This window comes from Endozoicomonas sp. ISHI1 (assembly GCF_024606225.1).
In the GTDB taxonomy this organism is placed as follows: domain Bacteria; phylum Pseudomonadota; class Gammaproteobacteria; order Pseudomonadales; family Endozoicomonadaceae; genus Endozoicomonas_A.
Genome location: NZ_JAGRPU010000001.1, coordinates 486460 through 509832, shown reverse-complemented (window position 1 = coordinate 509832; position 23373 = coordinate 486460). Strand labels below are relative to the sequence as shown.

Here is a 23373-nt window from a genome sequence, read left to right as displayed (position 1 = left end):
TGCGTCATTAGATTAGGCTGTTGAGGGGGAGGTTAGCGGGCCTGTCGATGCTGTTATGAACTTTTCTAGAAGAATTTGGCTCCAAGTATGTATGTATCTTTATCAAGGAAGGGTTAAAGCATGGATTCATCTATCAAACCAATATTAACTGTGTCAACTATGGCATCGTCTCAAACGGTAGATGGAACTGCATATTCTCCTGTGACAATAGATCCTTCCAGTAAAAACCTTCTCGTTAAAAGTGATGATGAATTAAAGCCAAAAACATTGGGGGCAAGAAAAAAGATAGAGGAATATTCTGTTGAAAGGGTGCATAGTTCTCCTTTACATAAAAAAATAGTTGATCAACTTTTGTGTACTCAGTCTGATTTAGATGTTGATGTAGTATCCTATCAAACAATGATAGACTCGCTTAAGTTTTCAGGGATAGACACTTGGGAACAAGTTGAAAGTTTGAATTTAAGAATAGTACCTCCCGGGCCTGTATTTCATACATGGTGGGCTAAATATGGCACAGGAATCTTTGATGGTAGTAATAACCCAGAGCATATTAAAGGTTTAAACTATGTTAGGCGAATTGAAGAGCAAGCTGAAAAATTAAAACAATGGGATGTGCCTGTGTTTATTGTATATCTTGAAAGAGATATGCAGGAGTCTGAATTGATAAAGATGAGGACTTTATTTAAAAAGCATGAAAATATAATAATGCTCAGTCTAGAGAAAGATCTTGATTTTCTTAGTGACTGTAAATATTGTCTCGAAACCAATAGTTCACAGCTGATCGATGACGTTCGTTGTGTAATATGTAAAGAATTTCCTTTTGTTTTAAGTGCAGTAAAAAATAAAGCAAAAGAAGAATCTAAGTTTGAATATATAAAAAGGCTAGAATTAATGAAAGGAAAAAGCATAATATATTCAGATATTGATAATACATTCATACGTAGACCTCTGTATCAAATAGCAGCAAATGGTTTCAGGCTGGGCAGTGTGGTTTCTAATAGATTTAGGTTTGTTAATTCTTTTCATAGTGATCATGTCCCTTCTAGAATTGCTCGTCATATCAATTATTTTTTGCATGAAGGATTCTATTGCGAAAAAATGCAGCGTTTTAACTCTGATTACTTACTGAAATCAGCTGACTCACTTTATGAATATCTTTCAAGTGGTGAGGCATTTGATAGTTATAAAGAAATGGCAGGTTCTTTAGATTTAAACAAATGCAGCATATTTGGAAACGACATTGGATATATAATTATGGATCAAAAGGCTTTGGATAGAGGTGAAAAGCTTTTTACCGGTTTATCCGGTTTAGAATGGATAAACGCTTTTGAAAATAGGCAGCCACTTGACTTCAGAGTTGAAAATCTGCTCGGTTTACAACAAATTAAGCAGTTGCATTATGGTAGAGACGGAACATGGAGGCATGAGCCTCCGCCCCGTTAGAGGTGCACTCTCACGGGCACGTTTTTTTCCAATAAGTCAGTCAAGTGGGTATTGATATTGACAGAGCTGCTTCGATGTGTGCGGAGCATACTGCTCCAGAAATCCCATAGTTAACTGCGTTGGATATTGTGAGTATTATGCCTGGGCCAGTAATTGCGATGGTCAGTGATGCAACAAATATGAATAGAATTGTCCATTGTTCACTCGTTATGTGTGGGGTTTGAACTTTTTGGTCATCCCCTGACTTGCAGGAGAAACAAGTTTGTAGCCTAGCAGCCTGTCGGACTTAAGCGTCCGTAGCGAGGATTGCAAGAAATTGAGGATAAAAATTTCTGCTTCTGAGGAGAATAGCGAGCTATTTGACGAAGAAGCAGGAATTTTTAGACCAATTTATTGCAACCGCAGTAGGACAGCCTTAAGTCCGACAGGCTGCTAGTTTTTGATAGAATTCTGGCTCATCAGCAATCATTGAAACATATGTACCTGGAAAGTTACCGAGTGCGACGGAGGACAAATAGCTATCTATATATTCCATGACTTTTCGTCCCAGACCCTGACCTTGGTAACTCGGATCTACCGCAACGTCTACGATTTCGAAATTACATACTCCATCGCCAATAACACGCCCCATTGCAACTAATGTTTCACTGTCTCGAATTGAGATTCCATATAAAGTGTTTAGCGTCGACCACTTCATAAGCTGCGAGTTCCGGGCGGCTGGCTTTGATCTCCTTTCCTTTTACTGTCACTTTCGTGAAATCTCTGTCGGTGAGTTCAAAAAGCTTGTGGTTCCCACTATATAACCAAGGCTGTTCGGAAAATTCTCGAAACCATTTAGGCAGGATTTGCTTATTTTTGGTACCGACCCAGACTTGTTCTGAATGCAGTTGCAGGTAATGACCAAGTCCCTGGTGAGTCAGACTGCTAAGACCTGCAAGGTGTATTGGCAACTGTAACTGTTGAGTCAGGGCTTGTAATGCATCTGGCCAGTCAGGTTTAATCTCGCCACTGGGCTCTGGGCGATAGTAAACACTAGAGCTGAGCCTCTTCAGCCAGCCGCTCTTGGCATATTTCTGAGCCAGAGAATAGTCGATACCATTCTCCGTTAGCCATCGCTGAAGCACCAGAGAACTTGGAGAGGTGTGATTTATCAGCCAGTTTATTTTAGATGACATATTAATACCCAAGATGTTAATTTACACTCTATGCCAAATCTAATGGTTTGTATAAATGGAACATTAATACCAATGGTGTGAATTATTGACTATTGTAAACCTTGCTGTATTGTTCAATGTACTCCTCTAACCTTTTCTCAGCTACTGCTATGCCAAACTGTCGTCGATTACTTTTCCTAGCTTGATGTAGTTTAGGAGGCCGCACAGGTGATCACAATGTCTGGCTTTATTCTTTGTCGATGTTAGCACCTCGATAATCGTGCCGTTAATCAATGTTCCTTCTCAGAGAACAAGACTCATATCCATTAACCAAGTGTTCATAAGTTCCAGAAAAAGCTTTCGACTGATTTCGCGTTGTTTCTGGGTGAACTTGCTGTCTGAAAAAGAGAGTTGTTGTTCCACAGAAATTCTCCGGTGCGGCTTTCGCTGAGAGTATTGCGTATTAGTAGGTATTATTCGCAGGTTTTGTTGTCATTGTTTTGGCATTAGTATGTGAAAGTCGTATTTATATTTTATGGCTTTTGTCAGGGTAGAAGATGATAATAAAAATGATAAAAACTTCTTTTGTCGGAGTGGCATCGCTGACCACTGCCGTGTTTTCCAGTATGGCTATTGGCCATGGCTGGACTGAATTTCCTAAAGCAAGACAGACTATCTGTGCAGATGATGGGGGGTATTGGGGTAATCAGGATGGTTCCACGATTCCCAATATAGCTTGTCGTGCTGCGTTTTTGGAATCTGGGACGTACCCTTTTGTTCAGAAGAATGAGTTTGCTGCTAATGTCATTGATTATAATAATAACGCAGCTGTCAGGTCAGTTGTGACAGATGGTAATCTTTGCAGTGCTGGGTCTGCCGCTAAAGCGGGCATGGATATTCCTTCCTCAGAATGGCAGAAGACTGAATTGTCTGCCGGTACTCACACACTGAGATTCAGGGCAACTGCACCTCACAACCCCAGCTACTGGCGTATTTATCTGACCAAACCCGGCTTTGATTCTTCCTCACAACGGTTGCACTGGTCAGACCTCGAATTGATCAGCAGCCATGATGATCTGCCCGTAGTGAACGGGTATTTCGAGATGGATATCAACATTCCCGAAGGAAGAAGCGGTACCGGTATTCTTTATGTGCGTTGGCAGCGAGCTGATCCTGCGGGTGAAGGATTCTATAACTGTTCAGACATTACTTTCAGCGGTGGTGGAGTTACACCGCCTCCAACACCTTCGCCAGATCCAGATCCAGATCCTATGCCTAAGTTGGTGAATGTTGGAACTTTTGTGAGCAACGGGCACGATATTGCTGAAGTAGGTGATACGGTCCGCTTCCGACTCTTTGACGGTACAGGTAAAGAAGTGACTGATGAGCAGATTGCAATTACCAGCAGCAATGCCGACTTTAACCTTTGGACCACAGAGTTGGCACTGAAGGTGAATGATCGCAATCGGGGTAAAGCCTTCATTGGTATCTGGCATCAGGACATGGATCATTTGATGTATGATGAAGGCAACTTGTTCAGCAATCGTATCTGGGCTCCGGACACCAAACACTCAGCATCCACTTCAGTCATAAAAGCGGATAACGCACCCACACCCCTTCCGACACCGGATTACGAATATAAGTATCCGGAAGGTAAAGGTACCTATCAGCCTGATACAGTTGTTCTTGGCACAGATGGCGGGGTCTATCAGTGCAAGCCTTTTCCGTACTCTGGTTGGTGTAATCAGTCTTCTTTGTATTACGCTCCGGGAACTGGTTTGCACTGGTCCGAGGCCTGGATGAAAAAGTAAGTCCGTTGATTCAGGTCAGGCTTTTGACTGACCTGTAGACGGTTTTGAGCGAATTAATAACTTTTCCAGCCATCTTATCTCCTGATGCTCTTTTAAGAATAAGTTTTATCGGCAAGAAGATAAGGAAACAGTTTAGCCTCCTTGAGTTGCTGAATACCTTGGTGCAGACTGCATTTCGGCAGCATAACGGCAGCGTTCCCACTCGGGAGCAAATGCTGTCTTTGCTGGCAGTGGCAGACAGCTATCTTGAAAAACACCGCCCCTAAGATAAGGCTGCAAAATGCGGCCTTATCTGTTGATGTCGCTTATTGCAAATCAAAGCGGTCATTTGTCATTACTTTGGTCCAGGCTTCAATGAAGTCTTTCACAAAGCGCTCTTTGGCATTGTCAAAGGCATAAACTTCAGCCACAGCCCTGAGCTCTGAACTAGAACCGAAAATCAAATCCACCGGTGTCGCCGAGTATTTCACCTCACCTGATTTACGATCAACACCTTCATAAACGCCTTCTGTATCTGCTTTAAGCCAGCGGGTAGACATGTCCAACAGATTGACGAAAAAGTCGTTGCTAAGAGTGCCTGGTTTATCCGTAAAAACTCCGTGAAGACTACCACCAGTATTGGCATTCAGAACACGTAAGCCACCCACCAGAACAGTCATTTCAGGCACTGTCAGGGCTAGTTGATCGGCTTTGTCCACCAGAGCTTCAGTAGGTGACCTGTAATAATTACTGGAATAGAAGTTACGGAAGCCATCTGCCTGCGGTTTCAGCAGGTTGAAGGAGTTTACGTCGGTTTGTGTCTGAGTCGCATCGCCACGACCAGGTACAAAGGGTACTGTTGCAATTACACCTGCGTCTTTTGCCGCTTTTTCCACTGCTGCGGCACCGCCTAGTACAATTAAATCTGCTAGTGAAATTTTCTTGCGAAAGCCGTCGAAATCATCTTTGATGACTTGCAGTTTTTCCAAGACTTTTTTTACTTCCGCAGGGTTATTCACTGCCCAGTCTTTTTGAGGTGCCAAAGCAATACGGGCACCATTGGCTCCACCACGCATGTCTGAATCACGATAGGAAGCTGCTGCCCCCCATGCAACGCGCACCAGTTCAGATACGCTTAAACCTGATTTCAAAATTTCTTTTTTCAGTTTCTTTACGTCATGTTCCGAAACCAATTTGTAGTCTGGCTTGTCAATGGGATCCTGCCAAATTAGGTCTTCTTTAGGGAAGTCGTCTCCCAGATAGTTATCACGAGGTCCCATATCCCGGTGAGTCAGCTTGTACCATGCCTTCGCAAATGCCAGACGGTACTCTTCGGGATCTTCTAGAAAGCGCTCAGCAATCTTGCGGTAAGCCGGATCTTCTTTGAGGGCGAGGTCAGCAGTGGTCATTACTGGAGGGTTGAATTTACCTTCTACATGGGCATCTGGCACCGCTTTGTGCAACGATTCATCAGTGGGAATCCACTGTTTTGCGCCTGCTGGACTGGTGCTGAGTTTCCAGTCAAACTGCAGTAAATTAGACAGATACAACGATGTCCAACGAGTGGGTAACTGGGTCCAAGCTCCTTCTAAACCACTGGTTACTGTATCTTCAGCGTGACCTTTACCACATTTGTTTTTCCAGCCAAAGCCTTGTTCCTCAATAGGTGCAGCACCTGGCTCAGGACCTACGCAATCTTTGGGTTTGTGAGCGCCGTGCATTTTACCAAAAGTATGCCCTCCAGCTATCAGAGCCAGAGTTTCTTCATCATTCATTGCCATGCGACCAAATGATTCGCGAATATTGATTGCCGATGCTTTTGGATCGGGTACACCGGCTGGACCTTCCGGATTGACATAAATCAGGCCCATATGAACCGCTGCCAGAGGCTTTTTAAGTTTACCGTTTTCACTGCGACGGTCACTTGCTAACATTTCGACTTCCGGGCCCCAGTAAACTAAATCCGGCTCCCAGTCATCATCACGACCGGCGGCATATCCGTAGGTTTTAAAACCCATATTTTCCAATGCGACATTACCCGCCAAAACAATCAAATCGCCCCAGGAAATGGCTTCGCCGTATTTTTGCTTAACGGGCCACAATAGGCGACGTGCTTTATCCAGGTTACCGTTGTCTGGCCAACTGTTTAGTGGATTAAAACGTTGTTGACCGCCACCTGCACCACCGCGCCCATCCAGTGTTCTGTAAGTGCCCGCTGCATGCCAGGTCATGCGGATGAAGAAAGGACCATAGTTGCCCCAGTCAGCAGGCCACCAATCTTGTGAATCAGTGAGTACTGAATCAATATCTTTTTTCAGTGCATCCATATCCAATGCTTTGAAGGCTTCCTTATAATTGAAACCTTCACCCAAAGGGTTTGAACGTGAGTCGTGATCACGCAGAGGGGTTAGATCCAGCTGATTAGGCCACCAGAACAAGTTAGATTTTGCTTGATTGGGTATTATTTTACCGACACCCACAGTGCCTCCAGGCTTGGTCATTTCCTGACTTAGTGCAGTTTGTGCAAAACTAAGGGCGACAATACCCGCCAGTGCAGAGACTTTAAAAAAATCACTTGGTTTCATGACGCATTTTCTCTTTTTTAGACACTTTTTATTAGACATTTCCTATCGAATGTAGATTAACAATTAGAGAATATTTTTATAATTGTTTGTTTCTATGATATTGATAGACAAATCCTTTGTTAGCTGCACCGGTTTGAGAATAGAAACATTTGGACTTTAAAAAAGCCCGCGTTTTGGTCCTGCATTAAACGGAGGTATCTTTCAAACTTTGCCGACCATCTGCTATGTCGATTATTGACGAAATGACTGCCAGTCTAAAAAAACGGACGTTTTTTTAGACTGGTTCTCTATGAGAGCTAGCTTCCCTTCAAGCAGTAGAAAATATTTAATCTTTGTCGTTTAAGTCTTTATCGTCCACTTTTCTACATACTTTCTTTCTTGGTAAATCAGCGAGTTACCTTGTTTTGTTATGAAGATTGGCTAAGCACGGGTTAGCACCCCCTGTGTCAGGTTAGTTGTCGCTTCTTCTGATTTTTCCTACAAATCAGGGGGCGGTCAGAGAGGCTGGAGAGGTATGGTTTATCAGTCAGTCTATTTTAGATGACATATTAATACCCAAGATGTTAATTTATATTTTATGCCAAACAAATAGGGCCCTCATGACGGTGTGGTTTGGGGGGAGCTGGAGAAAGACCAGCTCTTACCCGATTTATGTGGCTGCATAATGTATGGTTGTTTTATAAATTTAATGGAATTGTTCATTATTATACCATTCCAGAAATTAAACTCATATTAGCTTCTTTTGAATAAGGGTTGTTTGAATTAAAACCTTCTTGTCCCGTAACCATCATAGAAGATGCACCATGAGCAATAATTCTTCTTAAAGGTGTTGCGACTTTAGCAGCTCTGTCTGCAAGGCTTTTTGCAGGAAGATTAATAGATGCTTCATTTTCTTTATTTACTATTAAATCTACATTTGTGGGAATTAGTGATAAGCCAAGCAGTTTTGGGTTTCCACTTTTTTTTCTATAAACACTCAAAACATTTTCTGAGCAACCAGTAGTTGCACCAAAAAAACCAGTTGCTAACGAAACTAAATCACCAGTTGAATACATATAGCACCCCCTCTATATGAAATCTATAATCTGTTAGCTGTTAATTATGCACAGATATAAATGGGTGTTAATTAGACAAAAGTATTATTTCTTGATTTTGATATTCTTTAGCCACATAACGAATTAAATGGGCTCCTCTCATTCCCGGTAATCAATGCCACATTGGTAGCTATTGATACCGACTAAACAGTAACAAGCCATGAATTTACTTATGACTTCATGGTTAATCATAATGGCCAGTGGCCGAACCAGAGAGGGGCGGTCTTGCCAGTGAAAATAAGCCAGAAGTCGATCTTTAATGACATCGGAGGCAAACAAAATGGGTATGTCGCCTTGCTCTGAATGAGCGACAGTGGTTTCTTCAACAATCTTGTTTCCAATAGCGAGAGGCGCGGAAGGAAACTCAACACAAATCTGCGTTGACTCATTGATAAACACGCTGCCTTGTTTAAAGAATCCTGATTCAGCCATTGCGGCTTTCAACGATTCTGAGGCGTCGTAGCTGATATTAACCATATCAATATCTCTGGTCAGGTATAGATTTTCACTGTAAATTTCAACGGCCAAACCACCCACCAAAACCACTCGAATGTCATGCTGCTTAAGATGATTGGCGACAATGGCAGCCAGTTCAATAATAAGTGTGCCACTAAAATCTGTCATGATTTAATCCTTAAATTAATGATCTCCTGGTGGGATAGCGACAGTCGGTTTGCCAGATGCTCTGGGGCGGCTTCTGGTTATGGTGAGGTTCTGGATCATGGAATCCGGATAAGCAGGTAGAGCCGACTTAAGTAGTTCTTGCAATGGTGACAGGAAAGGATATCGGGAGTTAAGCTGATATTCTCTGACCTTACCAATCAGGTGACTCACCAAAACACCATCTTCTTTAAGCCGGACAAGCTGCTTTTGCACGGAGTTTGAGGGAATTTCGTAAAATTCGGCAATGGCCTTGCCATAACCGGAGCCGCGAAGCATCAGGTATATCAGGATTTCTTCAGCTGTTTTTCGTGGAAAATGGCCGACTCCATCGCTTCATGCTGCTCAGAGTAAACCAGAATGTGAACATTATATTCTGCGGTAAAACCAGGAGCTTTTGTTTTGCATTTTTAACAATGCCAGCTGCTCACTAAGGTCAAGCTGGCTCCAGTCCACAGCGTGCAGAGTTTCAAGCACTATACCCGAGCAATCGAGATGCTCGGCGTAGCCCCAACCAGCTTTCAGTTGCTTGCTGATCTTAACTTGTAAGATGCGAGACAGGGGTGAACTGAAACAGCAGTAGCTGCGTACTCAATGCTCAATACAAGGATCTTGCTGTTGCTGAAACCGCTGGTTTGGTGAGCCAATATTGGTAGTTTCAAGAGATTTTGGTGATAAACCGGCCTCTAAACGCATACCGCAACAATCTTCAGCACTTGTTATACGTTCTTCAGCCATGAGTGTCATCAATACCAACCCTGTTTATGTATATGCAGCATATACGAAAGTGCTGTATGAATAAACAGTTACGTTTCTCGATTGTACACAGCGCACAACGGCACATTGCTGCTTTGCATCAGTGTGGCGTCATGCATTCCGAACAACTGGATCTGACCTCAGGTCAGGATTCTCAATCGTTACTTTTTTGTTGTGAATATCCAAGAACTGAAATCGAGTTTGGGAGTAACAAAGAATCACTCCCAAAGACCAACATCAATCCTTGTTGATTGGCTCCCCGGTCTCTTCATCAAAATGATCGGTGTGAAATTCATACCACATGACATTGATGATACCAAAGGCACACGCCAGAAGTACGCCCAGAATCCAGGCAAAATACCACATAGTCTGACCTCCTTAGTACAGTGAGTGCGTGTTTTCGTTAAGGTGCTCTGCTGTCATACGGCCCCATAATTTGTAGAAACACCAGATGGTGTAACCCAGAATGATGGGAACAAAGATCAGGGCAACCACTGTCATGATACCCAGCGTCAGATAACTGGACGTTGCATCCCACAGCGTCAGGCTGACGTTAGGGTGGGTGCTGGATGGCAGGATGAACGGGAACAGCGAGAACCCGGCTGTCATGATAATCCCAGCCTGAGTGATTGAGCTGCAGGCAAAGGTCAGTCCGTGAAGACGGCTTTTAGCCAGCAGGAAGACACCGAGGGCTCCAGTAAAACCCATGACCGGTGCAATCAGCATAATCGGGTACTTGGTGTAATTAGCCAGCCAGATGCCCGCGTCTGCAATGTGAACCGTTTTGGTCAGTGGGTTGGCTTCGCCATTCATAACCAGACCGCTGACAACTTCAAAGCCGGGCAGATTGGCTACCCAGACACCCGCCAGTGCAAAGGTGACAATGGTTGCCAGGGCAGACAGACGAGCGACAATGCTTGCGCGTTCTTTGATCGGACTGCCAGAACGCATGCTCTGCCACACAGAGCCCTGCATCGTCAGCATAGAAACACTGACAACACCGCAAAGAAGAGCAAAGGGATTCAGCAGTGAAAAGAAGCCTTGGGTAAAGCTAGAGCGCATGGTGTCGTCCAGATTAAAGCCAAAGCCCTGAAACAGGTTGCCAAAGGCTACGCCGAATACCAGAGAAGGGACTATACCGCTGATAAACAACCCCCAGTCACAGTATTTCGTTTGCTCAGGTTTTACCTTGGAACGATAATCAAAAGCCAGAGGACGGACAATCAGTGCAAACAGAACCAGCAGCATAGCCCAGTAAAAGCCAGAGAAGGCTGTGGCATAAACGTTAGGCCAAGCTGCAAAGAGTGCGCCACCCGAAGTGATCAGCCAGACCTGGTTACCGTCCCAGTGAGGAGCGACGGCATTGATCATGATACGACGCTCTTCGTCGGTTTTGCTCATGAAGGGCAGCAGGTTGGCGGTTCCCAGATCATACCCGTCCATTATGGCAAAGCCAATGAACAGGACACCGATCAGAACCCACCAGATGAATTTGAGAACTTCGTAGTCCATAGGGGCCTCCTTTTTATGCCTGAGCCATATCGTCGGAGCGATTGCGTTCAAAGTGATAGCGGCCGGTGTGCAGGCTGCTAGGACCTTTGCGGGCATATTTAACGATTAGGTAAATTTCGATAATGATGCAGATGCTGTAGAGCGCAGTAAAACCGATGATACTGAGCCACAGATCCATTTCTGTTCGGCTGGAAGCAGACAGGTAAGTGGGTAGAATGCCTGAAATCGACCAGGGTTGACGGCCAAACTCAGCGACGAACCAGCCCATTTCACTGGCAATGAATGGCAGTGGCAAAGCGTAGAAACAGAGTTTGAGGAATGTTGGACTATTGTACTCAGTTCTGCGGGCTGTTTTGTAGAAAGCGGTTATTAGCAGCAATAGCATCAGAACACCGAGACCCACCATGATTCTGAAGGAGAAGAACAGCGGCCATACAGTCGGTATAGCCTCTTCTGCAGCCTGCCGAACCATCTGTGGAGTGGCGTTTGGAATGTCATCGGTATAGCGACTGAGCAGCAGACCATAGCCCAGATCATCAACGACTTTATCAAACTCTCGACGGTTTTCAGGTGTGTCTTCACCGTTTTTCAGCTTTTCAAGGAGTTCGTAGGCTTTGATACCGTTATTGATTCTCTGAATCTTGTCGTCAACCAGGTCTTTGATACCCAGTACTTCAGTGTCTGTTGAGCGGGTAGCGATAATGCCCATGACGTAGGGGATTTTGATCGCATAATCCGTTCTCTGTTCTTCCTGATTGGGTAAGCCGAATACAGTAAAGGCGGCTGGCGCCGGTTCGGTATCCCACTCGGCTTCGATCGCTGCCAGCTTGACTTGCTGCACGTCACCCAGTTCATAACCGGATTCGTCGCCCAGCAAAAGCGTAGACAGGATGGATGCCAAGCCAAAGCCTGCGGCTACAGCAAATGAACGACGGGCAAAACCAATATCGCGGCCTTTCAGCATATACCAGGCACTGATCGACAGTACAAAGATGGCACCTGTTGTATATCCGGCAGAAACGGTATGAATGAATTTTACCTGAGCCACAGGATTTAGAATCAGGTCTGCGAAGTTGGTCATTTCCATGCGCATGGTTTCATAATTGAACTCTGCGCCTACCGGGTTCTGCATCCAGGCATTAGCAATGAGAATCCACATGGCCGAAAGGTTAGTACCTATTGCCATTAACCAGGTGCAGGCCAGATGCTGCACCTTACTGAGTCGGTCCCAGCCGAAGAAGAACATGCCGACAAATGTTGATTCCAGAAAGAAGGCCATCAGGGCTTCAATGGCCAGTGGAGCACCAAAAATGTCACCGACATAATGAGAGTAGTATGACCAGTTGGTTCCGAACTGGAATTCCATGGTGAGGCCAGTAGCGACACCAAGGGCAAAGTTAATACCAAATAATTTACCCCAGAATTTGGTCATATCCCGGTAGACCTGTTTGCCGGTCATAACATAGACCGACTCCATAATCGCCAGAATAAAGGTCATGCCCAGGGTCAGCGGAACAAAGAGGAAGTGATAGAGTGCTGTCATCGCGAACTGGAATCGCGATAGGTCAATGATTTCGTCTGTAATCATGGTGCTCCTCGTTAATGACAGTGTTAAATCAGATCCCTAACAGAAATCAGAAAATGTGTGCTGCCACAGAGGTCCTTTGTGATGCAGTTACCGCGCATTCAGCATAATAGATACATGTTAAATGCATGTTTATAGCCCACGCAGCGGTGCATGCTTATACGAGTCTTAGACAGGTCTGGATCAATCTATGGCTGGTTAATCAGACATGCGCACATGTTACTCGCATTTGTTACATAGATGAACCACGGTAAGAGGCAAAGTTTGATCTTTATCAAAAATGTTTTAAATACCTTATTTTTAAGGTGTTTTTTAGGGGGATAAATGCTTGATTTGTAAAAATAAAGAGTAAAAGACTGTGTGAAAACGAAACATTCTGGTTATAAGCCGGCTTTTGGGTTATAAGCGATGCTGATATCTGTAATAACTATTCATCAGTATTTCTGATCAGTTTATGGGAAATATTCACCCGTGTGATCACTGTCCGGCCGGACAAGTGATGTGTCAGCGATGAACTCTGGCAGAGCTGTATTTGCTAATGATTTTATTGGCGTTATACAGGTGGATTTGCCAATTGCTGTTGGCAGGAGGGACTTCGATAGGCGAAATATTATCCAGCGAATGGCTAGCGCTCATTGGAGTTTCGAACTGGGCAATAAATTGCAATCGTTGTAAATCGGCCTGATAGGTTTTTACCAGAAAGTTAATGGTTCTCTCACTCAGGGGAACACGATAATACCGAATCAGGTTCTGGGCCAGCTTCTCGGCACTGGCTGAGAGGTTTTTGTCAACATCTGCGGCCAGAGCTTCTCCCAGCGCTGCCTTTGTCCTGGCGCTCATACCCGGCTCAAGAAAAGCCAGGCTGGAAGCATTGGAGCTCTCAATAGCTCTCTGAATTTGTGGGTCATGAAGATGTATGTAAGGGTCAAGAATAGTTGCCACCTCGATAGCCACCTCCCTGGCACGTGTTTCTGTCAAATATCTCCGGGCAGACGACAGGGCGGGGCGATAGCTATCTTGCCTTATGCGGGATTCCTTTGAAAACGCTTCCAGACGGTTCGCGACCTCCATTCTGGTATCATCGTCTAGTTCGATACTCTGCTCTGAAATAGTCAGGCTTCGTTTTAAGTTTTCTTTAGGGTTTTGCTGATAAAGTGTGGAGAGTTTTTGCCAGTACTTCAGGGCGCGTTTGAGTTTCTCACTGTCCCTTCCCTGCTTCAGGTAGGCACGATGAGCTTCATTGTAGAGTTGAATGGCTTTATCGAGTTGCTTGCGTTTTATGTTAAGGGCTATAACGTGTTTGCCGGTTTTATGGGTCAGTTCTCCGGCCTGAAGAACCTGCAAACTGAGATTGTCGAGTGACTCCCTGACCGCAGCCACTAACTTCGGGGGGCTCAGGCCGTGATCGGTAATAATGCCATTCTGGATATCAACATTATGGAGCCAGGTCGCCAGGGCCTTGAGGCGGGAGTAAACCCTGGCCCGGCTGATCCGGAAACCATTGCGTTCTTCCTCGAGCTTGTCCAGAGCCTTGGCCAGGTCCCAGCGACCGGTATACTCAATTTTAAGCCAGGAAATTTTGCGCCCGCAAATCAGCTCGAAGCATAATATGAGTATTTCCTCGACATCGTGAAGGGTCATTATTTCTTCATTGTCCCGCTCACTGGCAGTGAGAATCCGCTCAATGAACAGAGGCTCCCTGGTTTGTCCTTCATGGGGTCTGGCCACGATACCGCTTAATCTGTTTTTGAGCGCCTGGGCTATGCGCGGGTGAAGTTCTTTGAGTTCGTTATGATAACGCTCCGTGTCTTCGGAGACTTCGTGGACAATGTCACGCATTCTATGATAAAGGCCGGCCCTGCGGAATATTTCAATCTGTTCAGCCTTGCGGGCCAGATCAGGGTCACCCGTAATATCTTCAATGGCTGCTGATATCCATTCCGGGCCAAGATCGAACTTTTGCAAAAGAATACCGGCAGAGTGGATGCGACGTGCATCTTTGGCCATATTACGTTGGGCCAGGTCGCGCACTACATAAATGACTTCGGGAATTCGGTCGATGATGCTGAGCAGGTTGTTTTTGTCTTGATTGATCCGTCGGCCGTGGGTAACGTCGTAAATCAGCTTGGTGAACAGACCCAGACCAATGGCAACAATGGAATAGCCAACGAAATAAAGGGTTCTGTCCAACGGCATCATGGTGCCGTAGGCAATATAGTAGCCTGCAAAGGCGGCCAGAAGTGTGACCGGACCTGCAGTCCAGGCGTACTGCATTACAGTGACACTCCAGGGCTCCTGATGAGGAGCGCGTGCCACTTTCTCCAGCCAGTTCAAATCGCGTTCTTCAAGCTGGAGTTCGTCATCATTCCGTTGCTGTCGCCAGCGACTGAAAGGGGCGGTCATTGTCGTATATTTCGCTTTTTTTGGCAGGGGAGCACTTCTTAATTCTAAAGTCTCAGTATGATGGTTCAGTATATGTAGATTTACGTCTTAGGATAAGCGTTTTGTAATCTCTTATCTCGCGAGCTGTTAACCTTTCTCTGGTTCATGAGCCGATAGCCGCATATCTGCACAGGAAGATGCCCGACAGACTCTGTTCTTGCCCAAGTGCTTGGCCTGATACAAGGCGTCGTCTGCTTCTTTCAGTATTTTATCGAGAGTGTTGGTCTGCGGACCGGTGGCAGCAATCCCCAGGCTGATGCTCAGTGGAATAGGGCCACCTTCATAAAGTAATGCTGAGTTTCTGAGTCGCTCAGCGATCTGAACGCCCCAGACTGCGTCTGTGTAGGGCAGGAGAACGACAAATTCCTCACCGCCGTAGCGGGCAATCAGGTCCTGTTGACGAAGCTCTTTTCGTAGTCGACTGGCCATGTCAGAGAGAACCCTGTCGCCCGCTGGGTGGCCGAAACGGTCATTGATCTGCTTGAAGTCATCGATATCTATGAAAATCAGGCAGGACTGAGAATTTTTGCGAGCAGGGTGGTGAAGCAGCTCTGAGGCCTCATTGGTAAAAGCTCTGCGATTCAGAATACCCGTCAGTGGATCAAGACTGGCTTGCAGTTTCCAGAAGCGAGCCTGCTGATTGGCCTGAAACAGGGTTCGGGCATGGGTGCTGATGTTGGTTATCTGCTGCCATTTCAAGGATTTCCCGGGCTGGCTTCCCGGTGAGACTACCAGTAGAGTATGGTGGTTTTCTTCGGTGTGAAGCAAAAATATCCAGTATTTAACGCCGTTACGATCTTCAAGCCGGATATGGTGCTCTTGCTCTGAGCCAATGATATCCGTTAGCTCATCTTCAATAGTCTCAATACTGCTTTTTAGAATCCGGGCGGCTTTGGGGTAATGGCTGCTAACACCCCATTGATCTTTATTTTTAACCAATATCATAGAGGGTGTTCCGGGCATTACCGCATCCAGAGTTGCCAGGATGCGTTTTCGAATGGCCCTTTCATCCGCGAGGGCATTGTTGGCGGGCTGAAGGTGTTTCCGCAGGGCGAGATCAAAGACTTGTCGCTTATCGGTGTAGTTGTTGACCAGGTTGATTGAGATAGCCTGACGATTCTTATGTTTGCGGTTAACCCAGTAAAGGCCGGTAATCAGCATGGATTGCAGAGCAATTAATGCCAGTTCTGCCTGACTGGGTATGACTCTGGGCCAGTCCTTTGAGACCCAGCTGCTGAATAAGGCAAGGAACAGTGTGGTCGTGACCGGTAAAGCCAGTTTGGCAGGTCTTACACCCTGAGAAAAAATGGTCAGCAGGCTGGCAGTGAGGAGGACTGCGGCCAGAGCGATCAATAAAAATGCCCCATTGAGTAACAAGATTTGTTGTGTGACGAAGAAGCTGAGAGTGAATCCGACCGACAGGCAGCAAAGCCAGAGTATCAGTCTGTCTGCCTTGGGAGTGAAGAGCGCCAGCAAGCCAAGATTTTTGTAGCAGCCCAGAGCCGAAGCAAGGCTGATGACTGCCACGGTCAGTACCCAGAATCCGGGATTCCCGACTCCTTTGATTATCCAGAAAATGTTGCCTTGGTATAATACAACCAGTGAAGTGGTAGCCAGCAGATGTGCAGCAAGCAACAGGTATGATGGGTGTCGGGTGTAGATCATCGCGGCCGCTGTAACGATGAGAAAAAGCAGAAGCAGTGCCAGTAATGAAGCTGAAAAGGCTTGGTTCTTGTACTCATCCAGCATATAGAGTGACTGTGGCCAGAGGCTGGGATTCAATCTGTTAGGCTCTGCGTTGTCCACCCGTAAATAAATATCGTGAATCTTGTTATCAGGCAGAATAAGTTTCAGAACTCTGGGGTCTGAATTGCGGTTATGACCGCTAATGCCCAATGAAGTCATTCGATAACCTTTTTCGGAAGGTGTGAACACATCGAGTTTTTTGTGAGGGGTTCTTCTGAATACCAGCAACCAGTCAGAATTAAGAGAGTGGTTCAGGTTCAGGCGGAGCTTGTACCAGCGATCACTGGTTTCGGGGTGTTTACCAGTCAGAATTGCTTTCGGTGCTGAAACCGGGGTCAGGAAGCCGGCCAGTTTAACCGGTCCAGCCTCTGAAGATTCTGCAACAGCAGTCGCCCGGGCAGTCTGACTGACAACAAAGGTCAGCAGAATGACCAGTAAAGTCCTGATGGAGATGACTGTTCTTTGCGAACAGAATGAGTAGATCATTAGAACCTGCAATTCAGGCAGTCCTCCATGACGAAGTGACAGCTTTTCATTTTTATTAGGGTTGATTCTTAAATCCATTCACTCTTTAAACGATTGTGACACAGACAAGGTCTTCAGGCCAAGGAGGGAAGGCGGTCTCATCACTCAGTTAACTTATCAGTGATGTTTTTGATGAATGGTTTGAGAAGCGTACATCAGGGCGCTGAGCCCTGATGTAGTGGAGATTACATGGCAAAGTGCTCTTTAGAGAATGCGACTTTCTCTTTAATAGGCATATTCCAGTTGGGCAGAGACTCTATCAGCTCCAGGCGGGGCTGGATGCCACGGTCATTGGCGATCTGGATGGCCAGACCGGGACGGGCATTGAGTTCAAGGATCAGTGGACCATCCCTTTCATCCAGAACAATGTCCACGCCCAGATATCCCAATCCAGTCATGTCATAACAGGCTGAAGTCAGCTTGAGCAGTTTGTCCCAGTGAGGTACTTCCAGTTTTTCAAAGCTGTGACCCGTGTCAGGATGCTGATTAATCGGCAGATCAAACTGAACGGCTCTCAAGCTTTTGCCGGAAGCTATGTCCAGACCCACTCCAACGGCTCCCTGGTGCAGGTTGGCCTTGCCATCGGAAGCCCGGGTGGCCAGACGCAACATACCCATGACGGGAAAGCCCCGGAAAACAATCATACGGATGTCCGGTACGCCTTCAAAGCTGTAGTCATTGAATACCGGATCTGCCACAATCAGGCTCTCAATCATGGCTACATCACTTTTACCACCAAGGCTGTAAAGGCCTCCCAGAATATTGGAAACATGGCGGTTGATGTCTTCAAATTCCAGGGTGTCGCCACTGGCTTTTACATACCTCGCACCATCGCGACCCACGATGACCAGGATGCCCTTGCCGCCACTGCCCTGGGCTGGCTTGATCACGAAACTGTTGTGTTCTTCAAGCAGGATGCTCAGATTTTTAATATCGTGCTGGTATTCCACAATACCCAGCAGTTTGGGGACGTCTACATTGGCTTTTTCTGCCATCCTTTTGGTGGTGAGTTTATCGTCCACCTGGGGGAGCAGTTTGCGGGGATTGTATTTAATAACATAATCCAGGTTGCGCATGTTCATGCTGAGAATTCCAGCCTCGTGGAGGCTGGAAGGGCTGGCAAAACTGCGGAAAAACCGTTTGATGAACTCCATGGGTTAACCTCCAACCAGAGGCTTGAAGCGACGAAGTTCCAATAGACGGTAGCCGGTGTATTGGCCTAACATCAGAGTCAGACCCAGTACGGTCAGCAATAGCTCCGGGAAGTTATAGGTCAGGTGTTCAACCAGTGGATTGGACATCAGCAGGTAACTCATAGTGGCCACCAGCAGGCTGCCAGAGCCTTCAATCAGAACGTCTTTCGGGCCTTCTTCTTCCCAGAGGATAGACATCCTCTCAATGGTCCATGCCAGAATAATCATCGGGAAGAAGGTGACGGTCAGAGCTTGGGTAATCCCCATCTTCCAGCTGAGTACACTCATAACTCCCATTATGCCTATAACGACGATGATGACCGCCGCCAATCGCGCGACAAGGAGCATATTGAGCTGACTCAATATCGAGCGTATCCAGAGGCCGATGGAAACAATGGTGACAAAGATAATCAGACCTGGTAGTAACTGGGTTTCCAGGAAGGCCACGGAGATCAGGACGGGCATAAAGGTTCCTGAGGTTCTCAGGCCGACCAGGATGCGCATAATCAGTACGACCAGAGTACCAATGGGAATCAGCAGAATACTCTTGAAGGCATTTTGAACTTCCAGGGGCAGGGCGTAGATAGAGAAATCGACCAGGGCTGCATTGTCAGCTCGAGAAGTTTCAATGGCCAGATCCCTTGTGGGCTCGTTCTGGGAAATCATAGAAAAGGAGACCCGGGACGCTGTCCCACCCATGACATCCAGCAAGGATTTGCCACCGCGTTGCCAGAGGAAGAAGTTTTCCGGGTTGCCGGATACACCGGTTTCAGGATCAAAGAGTACCCAACCGTCATTGGTATAGACTTCCAGCATCTCTACTATGGGCTGACGACGCCTGCCGTCTTCAAGGTAAAGGCCTCGAACAACCCGGGCCGGAATATCGGCCATGGAGAGCATCTCGATCAGCAGATTGGTGAGTTCAGCACGGCTATCAATCATGCTCAAGAGCATGTTGGTATTCTGGCTGGGCTGTTGGGCTATAAATTCCTTGATCAGCGTGCCTGTAAAACTTCGACTATCAGCGGATCGTTCTTTCACCTGTTCCAGTAATGAGTCTGCGGCGGTCTGGTAGGGTTCTGGCAGTGAAGGTTTAGCTTTTAGTGTGTCGTCGTCCTCTTCAACAGGAGGAGCCAAAGGTTCCACCAGCTGTCGGTCCGGATGCAGGCTCACCTTGTAAAACAGGCTCTGTTTACCGCTGGCCTTGCGGATGCTCCACTCTGCGCGACGTTGCCCTTCCTCATCATATTGGTTAATGCCATAGCCCGGAGAAGCAAAAGACTCATTTAGAATACGAAAACCGGATTGCTGATCGGGCAGGGTCAGGGATGCCTTGGCAGGTCCACCGTCAGCCTTGAATTGTATCTCAGCCTCAACACTCCAGACGGTGGTGGTTTCTCCCCGGGTTAAGGGGAACCCCAGGGCAAAGTGTTTGTATAAAGTCAGGCCCAGACCTGCTGTGATCAAAATGACCACCGCCAGACTGAGTTGAAAACGTCCTTTCATTCAAAACCTCACTTTTTTGTTTCGGCAATATTTTGCCGGGCAACATCAACCAGAGCCGTATTGCTCAGGAGTCTTTCACCAATAAGGATTGGGTATTCGAAGCCGGTGCGGTTGGTCAGAGTAAATTCAACATTCTTCGAGATCTGTCCCAATGTAATGGGAATAAAGACAGTGACTCGGTCCTGGTTTGCCAGACCGCCATGTCGTTTGATTGAAACTTCACGATGAACCTTGCGCTCAAAGGTCTGGCTTTTGCCATCATTGACGACCTTGAAGCGAACCCACTTTTCACCATTCTTGGTGAAATATTTAATATCTGTGGCATTGATAGAAGACGTTTTTGCGCCTGTATCAATACGTGCCTTGAATGCGTTCTTGAATCCTTTGATATGTACCTGCTCAAGCTCGCCTAACAAAGCAAGACCACTGACATCCACTGGCCTGTCGATCTGTTTCTTTACTCTCAGTTTGTCGTCAGCTGGAACCTTGACGGTCACTGTATCGAGCACTTTCTCGTTTGCGATGTATTTCTTGCCAACATTGGCGATGGCCATATCCTTGAGAAAATCGCGACCAATAAGCAGCGGGAATTCAAAACGAGCTCTGTCGTTCAATGAGACATCCAGGTTCTGGGTAATATCGCCGACCTTGATGTTCATGTTGACAACATAACGAGTCTGGGACTTTTCCTCACCCGGAACCTTGATCTGGATGGTGTCTTTGACGGGCAGTTCCAGAGAGACATTGCCCTTGCTGGTTCTGGGGAGATCAAAGCGAACCCACTTTTTGCCATCCCGTTCAAAGTTCTTAATGTTTCTGGCATCAATCGAGGAGCGTCCTGCACCGGTATCGATCTTGGCATTCATTTCCAGACCGTATTCTGTGAGAGTGCCTATCTCTGCAAAACCCAGAACCAGTTTTCCCCCAACACGGGCAGGAGTCTGAACCAGTTGTTGTTTGACAGAAATGGTATCCGGGAAAGGAGGCTTGGAAGGTTTATTGCCTTGCTCTTCTTCTGTTTTATGTTCTGGATCGGTTGCTGCGGTTTCAGTCTTAGAGGTCTTTTGACTGTCCTTAGTCTGAGCAGGTTGTTGCAGCACCTGGCAGCCAGTCAGAGCGGATATCATCAGGATAACCGCGGGTAATGCCGGAAAACGGGTCATGGGTAAGCTACTTATTTATACATAAAATGAGTGAATGGTAGCCGCGATGGTCTATCGCAAGTCGAGCAGCTTACTTGATGTTTGGTTACTTGCCAAGACGTTGGTCTAATGAACAGGTTACGATAACGTAATGCGTTTACCAATCAGGCAGGACAGCACAACAGTCACTGCAAAGGGCACAACCCAGCTTAAGTTAAAGTCGTACCCTGGCAGAGACTGAAAAGGCGTTAACAGGTGTCTTGCAATAGGATGGCTTAAACCCTTACTGGCATCAACCAGGCTGAGTAAGAAGGTGACAAGGAGAGTAGCCCTGTATACCAGTTGAGGGTTGGGCATGAGGCTCCTGATCAGCCCCAGAAGAATCAAGGCAATAGAGACCGGGTAAAGTATGAGCAAGACAGGGATAAACAGTTCGATCATCTGGTTCAGGTTAAGGTTTGCAAACATCATGCAGGAGAAACTGATGGTGGCGACAATTGCCTTGTAATTGAGTTTTTCAGAGAGATCACAGAAATACTTCGAAGCAGCAGTGATCAAACCAATTGCGGTAGTTAGACAGGCCAGTGTCACGACTGTTGCAAGCAGTACATTGCCATAGATACCAAACAGCTTGTGGACATAAACGGATAAAATCTGGCCGCCGTTTTCCGGTTGCGGGATGACTTCGCGGCTCTGGGCACCCAGATTGAAGAGAGACAGGTAGACCAGCGCCAGTCCGAAAGCCGCTATACAGCCCGTTATGACAGAATATCTGACCAGGGCGCCGGGTGAAGTAATGCCGTGAGATTTCAGATTGGTGATGATGACAATGCCGAACAACAGTGCAGCCAGGGCGTCCATCGTCATGTAGCCTTCAAGAAACCCTCGAAAGAAAGGATTCTCCAGATATCCGTTCATGGGTTCACCGGCTTCTCCCATAGGGGAGATGATTGGGGAGACGCCAAGAACCACCAGTAACAGAATAAGGGCTGGTGTAATGATCTTGCCAACTGATTCAAGTAATTTGCCCGGATACAGGCTGAGGTACCAGGCAATTCCAAAGAAAATGATGCTGTATGCCAGCCTGGAAATGCTATCAGGCTCTTCCAAAAACGGGATGACACCCATTTCATAAGCAACAAGGCCGGTTCTTGGCACACCATAAATCGGGACAACAATGATGTAGATAAAACAACCCATCAGGACAATCGCGCTGCGCGGCAGTTCACGGGTGATCTCATTAAAGCCTCCTCCAACCCTGGAAATCATGACTACGGCCAGTAGAGGTAGAAGAACACCTGTTATCAGAAACCCGGCAGCTGCAAGCCAGACCTGGGTACCAGCCAGTTGACCTGCTAATGGAGGAAATATGAGATTGCCCGCGCCAAGGAACATGGCGAAGGTCATGAACCCCATACCAACAATATTCTGAAGGCTTAATCGGTGCTTCATGCGTCAGGTTCTGCCTTTGTTGAATGTTTATCTGGTCAGAAGCAGATGTCCATCTCCAGTCCCGGGAGACGAACGGTTTTTGCACTAAACAAACAGTATGGACGCAATTTCGGAAAGTGGTAGTCTGATCTGCCCTTTGGCTGGAATTTATTCAAGATGAGCAGAAGATTAACTTTTGTTAATCTTCTGCTCATTGGGTCTTCATTATAGGGTGGTTATCCTTCGCGATTATTCACTCATTTTTTTACAGGTTAGTCTCATGGGGTTGCTAAAAGAGGCCATTCTGAGCCTTTTTATGGTATCAACCGCCGTTCTGGCAGGCCAGGATGATGTCGTGCTGCAACTGGCCATCGAAAATGCCAAAATCAAGCCGGAACAGGCCATTATGCAAATTGCTGACCGCTATCCCGGGCACCTCAGTGAATTTGGAATCGATGATGAAGATGGCTCAATGGTTTATGAGTTCACGATTATTGATCCTGAAGACAGCGTTGAGCTGGAGGTCATTATGGATGCCGAGTCTGGCAAGATTTGGCTTGATGACAAGGACAGTGTCTCCAGCAAGGCGCTAAAGCGTAAAAAGTACCAACTGCTGATGAACAGTGGCATGACCTTGAAGAAGGCCATTGATGAAGCGAAAAAGATTGTTCCGGGACAGCTTTTGGAGGCAGAGCTTGAACAAGAGAAGGGCATTGTTTTTTTTGAAATTGAGTTGTTGACAGATAAGGGGGTGCGCAAGGTCATTGTGGATTTACAGTCTGGCAAGCCGATTCCGGTAACCCGATAAT

18 protein-coding genes and 2 pseudogenes are annotated in these 23373 nt (G+C 46.5%); 3 read left to right on the top strand and 17 right to left on the bottom strand.

The window, feature by feature from the left end:
• Positions 1 to 120: 120 nt before the first annotated feature.
• A complete protein-coding gene (locus KBW69_RS01885; RefSeq protein WP_257279725.1) occupies positions 121 to 1443 on the top strand; it encodes a hypothetical protein in 1323 nt (440 codons plus the stop codon).
• Between the two features lie 415 nt (positions 1444 to 1858).
• Here the strand turns inward: KBW69_RS01885 and KBW69_RS23615 are convergent, their stop codons facing one another.
• Positions 1859 to 2140 carry a GNAT family N-acetyltransferase gene (locus tag KBW69_RS23615; protein ID WP_373690659.1) on the bottom strand — a complete coding sequence of 94 codons (282 nt, stop codon included), beginning with the start codon at positions 2138 to 2140 and terminating at the stop codon, positions 1859 to 1861.
• Positions 2124 to 2618, bottom strand: a pseudogene (locus KBW69_RS01880) (AbiEi antitoxin N-terminal domain-containing protein); the annotation flags it as partial. The pseudogene KBW69_RS01880 and the gene KBW69_RS23615, both read right to left, overlap by 17 nt.
• A 548-nt stretch (positions 2619 to 3166) precedes the next feature.
• Here KBW69_RS01880 and KBW69_RS01875 point away from each other — a divergent pair.
• The gene (locus KBW69_RS01875; RefSeq protein ID WP_257279724.1) at positions 3167 to 4408 is read left to right on the top strand and encodes a lytic polysaccharide monooxygenase; all 1242 of its coding nucleotides are present in this window, start codon (positions 3167 to 3169) and stop codon (positions 4406 to 4408) included.
• A 305-nt stretch (positions 4409 to 4713) separates the two neighbouring features.
• On the opposite strand, the gene katG is transcribed toward KBW69_RS01875, so the two are convergent.
• The 15 genes and pseudogenes from katG to brnQ all read right to left on the bottom strand — a co-directional run bounded on the left by katG (position 4714) and on the right by brnQ (position 22585).
• Positions 4714 to 6888 (bottom strand): catalase/peroxidase HPI, encoded by a 2175-nt coding sequence (katG, locus tag KBW69_RS01870; RefSeq protein ID WP_257279758.1) that lies wholly within the window; start codon positions 6886 to 6888, stop codon positions 4714 to 4716.
• Positions 6889 to 7676: 788 nt separating this feature from the next.
• Entirely contained in the window at positions 7677 to 8027 is a 351-nt protein-coding gene (locus tag KBW69_RS01865) for a hypothetical protein (RefSeq protein ID WP_257279723.1), read from the bottom strand.
• A 138-nt stretch (positions 8028 to 8165) separates the two neighbouring features.
• Complete coding sequence (locus KBW69_RS01860; RefSeq protein ID WP_257279722.1) at positions 8166 to 8690, bottom strand: hypothetical protein; 525 nt, start codon at positions 8688 to 8690, stop codon at positions 8166 to 8168.
• A gap of 15 nt (positions 8691 to 8705) precedes the next feature.
• Positions 8706 to 9005 (bottom strand): hypothetical protein, encoded by a 300-nt coding sequence (locus KBW69_RS01855; protein WP_257279721.1) that lies wholly within the window; start codon positions 9003 to 9005, stop codon positions 8706 to 8708.
• Positions 9006 to 9095: 90 nt separating this feature from the next.
• Positions 9096 to 9302, bottom strand: a pseudogene (traN, locus tag KBW69_RS23610) (conjugal transfer protein TraN); the annotation flags it as partial.
• Between the two features lie 15 nt (positions 9303 to 9317).
• Positions 9318 to 9464 (bottom strand): hypothetical protein, encoded by a 147-nt coding sequence (locus KBW69_RS01850; RefSeq protein WP_257279720.1) that lies wholly within the window; start codon positions 9462 to 9464, stop codon positions 9318 to 9320.
• A 255-nt stretch (positions 9465 to 9719) separates the two neighbouring features.
• Positions 9720 to 9848 carry a cytochrome bd-I oxidase subunit CydX gene (gene cydX / locus KBW69_RS01845; protein WP_257279717.1) on the bottom strand — a complete coding sequence of 43 codons (129 nt, stop codon included), beginning with the start codon at positions 9846 to 9848 and terminating at the stop codon, positions 9720 to 9722.
• Positions 9849 to 9860: 12 nt separating this feature from the next.
• Positions 9861 to 10994 carry a cytochrome d ubiquinol oxidase subunit II gene (gene cydB / locus KBW69_RS01840; RefSeq protein WP_257279716.1) on the bottom strand — a complete coding sequence of 378 codons (1134 nt, stop codon included), beginning with the start codon at positions 10992 to 10994 and terminating at the stop codon, positions 9861 to 9863.
• A gap of 13 nt (positions 10995 to 11007) precedes the next feature.
• On the bottom strand, positions 11008 to 12582 hold the full coding sequence (locus tag KBW69_RS01835) for a cytochrome ubiquinol oxidase subunit I (RefSeq protein ID WP_257279715.1): 1575 nt from the start codon (positions 12580 to 12582) through the stop codon (positions 11008 to 11010).
• A gap of 501 nt (positions 12583 to 13083) precedes the next feature.
• Positions 13084 to 14982, bottom strand: a complete 1899-nt coding sequence (locus KBW69_RS01830; protein WP_257279714.1) for a hypothetical protein — start codon at positions 14980 to 14982, stop codon at positions 13084 to 13086.
• Positions 14983 to 15108: 126 nt separating this feature from the next.
• Positions 15109 to 17253: a diguanylate cyclase gene (locus KBW69_RS01825; RefSeq protein WP_257279713.1), complete on the bottom strand. Its 2145-nt coding sequence runs from the start codon at positions 17251 to 17253 to the stop codon at positions 15109 to 15111.
• Between the two features lie 224 nt (positions 17254 to 17477).
• Positions 17478 to 18446 (bottom strand): alpha-L-glutamate ligase-like protein, encoded by a 969-nt coding sequence (locus KBW69_RS01820; RefSeq protein WP_257279712.1) that lies wholly within the window; start codon positions 18444 to 18446, stop codon positions 17478 to 17480.
• 3 nt (positions 18447 to 18449) lie between these two features.
• The gene (locus tag KBW69_RS01815) at positions 18450 to 19991 is read right to left on the bottom strand and encodes a UUP1 family membrane protein (RefSeq protein ID WP_257279711.1); all 1542 of its coding nucleotides are present in this window, start codon (positions 19989 to 19991) and stop codon (positions 18450 to 18452) included.
• Positions 19992 to 19999: 8 nt separating this feature from the next.
• A complete protein-coding gene (locus KBW69_RS01810; RefSeq protein WP_257279710.1) occupies positions 20000 to 21154 on the bottom strand; it encodes a RimK/LysX family protein in 1155 nt (384 codons plus the stop codon).
• A 117-nt stretch (positions 21155 to 21271) separates the two neighbouring features.
• Entirely contained in the window at positions 21272 to 22585 is a 1314-nt protein-coding gene (gene brnQ, locus KBW69_RS01805; RefSeq protein ID WP_257279709.1) for a branched-chain amino acid transport system II carrier protein, read from the bottom strand.
• Between the two features lie 259 nt (positions 22586 to 22844).
• On the opposite strand from brnQ, the gene KBW69_RS01800 reads away from it, so the two are divergent.
• Complete coding sequence (locus tag KBW69_RS01800; protein WP_257279708.1) at positions 22845 to 23372, top strand: PepSY domain-containing protein; 528 nt, start codon at positions 22845 to 22847, stop codon at positions 23370 to 23372.
• Position 23373: the final 1 nt, after the last annotated feature.